The 2,737-nt window shown below is 43.0% G+C and carries 3 protein-coding genes; 2 read left to right on the forward strand and 1 reads right to left on the reverse strand.

Going from position 1 to position 2,737, the window contains the following annotated elements:
• Both AACQ17_RS08410 and AACQ17_RS08415 read left to right on the forward strand, forming a co-directional pair.
• Positions 1 to 1,939, forward strand: a 1,939-nt coding sequence (locus AACQ17_RS08410; protein ID WP_445285792.1) for an LTA synthase family protein, incomplete at its 5' end; no start/stop codon positions are given.
• Between the two features lie 110 nt (positions 1,940 to 2,049).
• Positions 2,050 to 2,265 (forward strand): DUF3820 family protein, encoded by a 216-nt coding sequence (locus tag AACQ17_RS08415; protein ID WP_026028221.1) that lies wholly within the window; start codon positions 2,050 to 2,052, stop codon positions 2,263 to 2,265.
• A 17-nt stretch (positions 2,266 to 2,282) separates the two neighbouring features.
• On the opposite strand, the gene AACQ17_RS08420 is transcribed toward AACQ17_RS08415, so the two are convergent.
• The gene (locus tag AACQ17_RS08420) at positions 2,283 to 2,627 is read right to left on the reverse strand and encodes a YajD family HNH nuclease (protein WP_010318547.1); all 345 of its coding nucleotides are present in this window, start codon (positions 2,625 to 2,627) and stop codon (positions 2,283 to 2,285) included.
• Positions 2,628 to 2,737 lie beyond the last annotated feature (110 nt).

The following is a 2,737-nucleotide window of genomic DNA, read 5'->3' on the forward strand; positions in this document are numbered from 1 at the left end:
ACCCTACTTAGGGCCTCTCTATCCGATTGCTGCCGTATTCGTGGTGGGGCTAGTTATCTTTTTTGTTTCTCGTTTAGGACTGGCTATCTGGCATTTTGAACGGGTGAGTGATGCTGGTGGATGGCTGACCATTTTCTTAAGTGGTCTGCGAGTTGATATTGTTTCTCTTTGTTATTTGCTCATTTTACCAGCGTTGTTATCTAGCCTACTGTCTGGCGATCATGCTGTCGGTCGGGTTTGGCATTGGTTTTTACGTGTGTGGATTACCGGCGGTTTGTGGTTGATTGTTTACATGGAAGCAGCAACACCGCCATTTATTATTGAGTACGATCTGCGACCTAATCGAATTTTTATCGAATATCTCATTTATCCCAAAGAAGTTTTCAGTATGCTTTGGAGTGGCTATAAATTTGAACTTTTCCTTGGTGCCGTAGTTTCCACGTTCACACTTTTTGTCGGTTGGAAATGGAGCAAGCAGCTTGTTTCGAACTTAAGCTTTCCTAAATGGTATTGGCGTCCGCTGATTGCTATTTTTGTTGTGGCTATTGGTATTTTGGGGGCGCGTTCTTCACTGGGACACCGTCCATTAAATCCGGCGATGGTGGCTTTTTCTAGTGACCCTTTGGTGAATGATTTAACGTTAAACTCCTCATTTTCAGCGATTTTTGCTGCCAAACAGATGAAATCTGAAGCGAGTGCTTTCGAGTTTTACCCGAAAATGGATAAGCAGGAGATCGTCCAAGAAATTCGTGCATCCATGAATGTCGACAATAAAGACTTTGTCTCTGCACAACAACCTAGCATGGCAATGCACCAAGCGACCTATCAAGGCCAGCCTAAAAATATCGTAATCCTACTGCTTGAAAGTCACGGTGCACGTTATGTTAGCCGCCTTGGTGGTATCGATGCGTCACCCAATATCGATAAACTGATTGATGAGGGGTGGGCATTCACCCGTTTGTACGCAACGGGAACGCGTTCTGTTCGTGGTATTGAAGCGGTGACCACTGGGTTTTCTCCGACACCTGCTCGTTCGGTGGTCAAGCTAGGTAAAAGCCAAACGAATTTCTTTTCAATTGCGGATTTATTAAAGTCTCGAAATTACCACACACAATTTATTTACGGTGGTGAAAGCCACTTTGACAATATGAAGAGTTTCTTCTTAGGTAACGGTTTTGTCGATATGCAAGACTTCCCAACTTTTGAGTCGCCTAAATATGTTGGTTCATGGGGCGCGTCAGATGAAGATCTCTACAATAAGGCAGATCAGCAATTTACGAAGATGAGTCGTGAAGGTAAACCGTTCTTTAGCTTAGTTTTTAGCTCATCGAACCACAGCCCATTTGAATACCCTGATAACGTGATTGAACCGTATAATGAGCCAAAGCAAACGGTGGAAAATGCGGTGAAATATGCAGACTATGCGCTTGGACAGTTCATTGAAAAAGCGAAAAAGTCACCATATTGGGATAACACGGTGTTTGTTGCTGTGGCAGATCATGATGCTAGAACACAGGGTAATCAGCCTGTACCAGTCGATTACTTTCGAATTCCAGCGGTGATTTTTGGTGGCGGCATTGAACACCGCATTGACGATCGTCTAGTTAGTCAAATTGACCTTGCACCCACACTGCTTTCTTTGGCCGGTATCAGTAGCCAAAACCCAATGATTGGGTTCGATTTAACTCATGATGTTCCTGCTGAGAAGCAGCGAGTAATGATGCAGCGAGATAAAAACTATGGCTATATGACAGCAGACAACCAACTGGTTGTTATTCGGCCTGAGCAAGGTATTTCTACTTATCAATATGATTTTAAATCAGATACCTTGACAGAAAAAGAGTTGGATCTAGAAGTGGTTAAACGTGCCCATGCCAATGCTATGTGGGGAAGCTTAGCGTTTAAAGAAAACTACTACACCGCATCTGATTCATATTGATTATATTTTTATCCACCTACAGCGTTATGCGATAAATCAGTACCCAAAAGTGGCTGAGAAACATAAACTGGTTGGACTTAAACAAGTTTAGCCAGTTTGTGAGACGCAAAATGTTAGAAAAAGAGAACCTGATTAAACTTGCGCGTATGCCAATGCCGTTTGGTAAGTATGCAGGGCGAGCGCTTATCGACTTACCAGAAGAGTATTTGCTGTGGTTTGATAAGAAGGGCTTCCCTGAAGGGGAGCTCGGGCGTTTGCTGCAACTTTGCTTAGCGTTGAAAATTGAAGGATTGGATAGCGTGGTTAAGCCACTAAAGCGTATGTGATCTAGTGGCTAACCGCGTTATTTTTTCATCAGTTTGGCGAGATCGGCAAAGGGGTTATAGGTCGCGCTTTGATGATCGTCTAATCTCGCAACAGGCTCAGCGCCAAATCGGTCGTGGTCTGAATATTTAGAGTGCTCATGATCGTGACAATAGAGGCATAAAAGCTCCCAGTTACTGCCATCTTCAGGGTTATTGGTGTGATCGTGATCTTTGTGGTGCACAGTTAATTCCCGTAAATTTGAATAAACAAATTCACGCGCGCAATTGCCACACACCCAAGGGTAAAGTTTAAGTGCTTTTTCTCGGTAACCGCTCTCTTTACGAGCATAATTGGCACTTGAACCATAAAAATCTGACGACATGTTAATTCCAACCATTGATTAAAAATACTTTTTCGATATTAAAAACCAAAAATCTGCGCTAATCAAAGTTTGTGTGATTTATTTTAATGCACACCCTCACACCTTAGCGT

Source organism: Vibrio sp. V10_P2A27P122 (assembly GCF_963874335.1).
In the GTDB taxonomy this organism is placed as follows: Bacteria; Pseudomonadota; Gammaproteobacteria; order Enterobacterales; family Vibrionaceae; genus Vibrio; species Vibrio anguillarum.

Excerpts from the sequence above, each read along its gene's own strand:
- AACQ17_RS08415 (WP_026028221.1), top strand. The coding sequence starts at position 2,050 with ATGTTAGAAAAAGAGAACCTGATTAAACTTGCGCGTATGCCAATGCCG.
- AACQ17_RS08420 (WP_010318547.1), bottom strand. The coding sequence starts at position 2,627 with ATGTCGTCAGATTTTTATGGTTCAAGTGCCAATTATGCTCGTAAAGAG.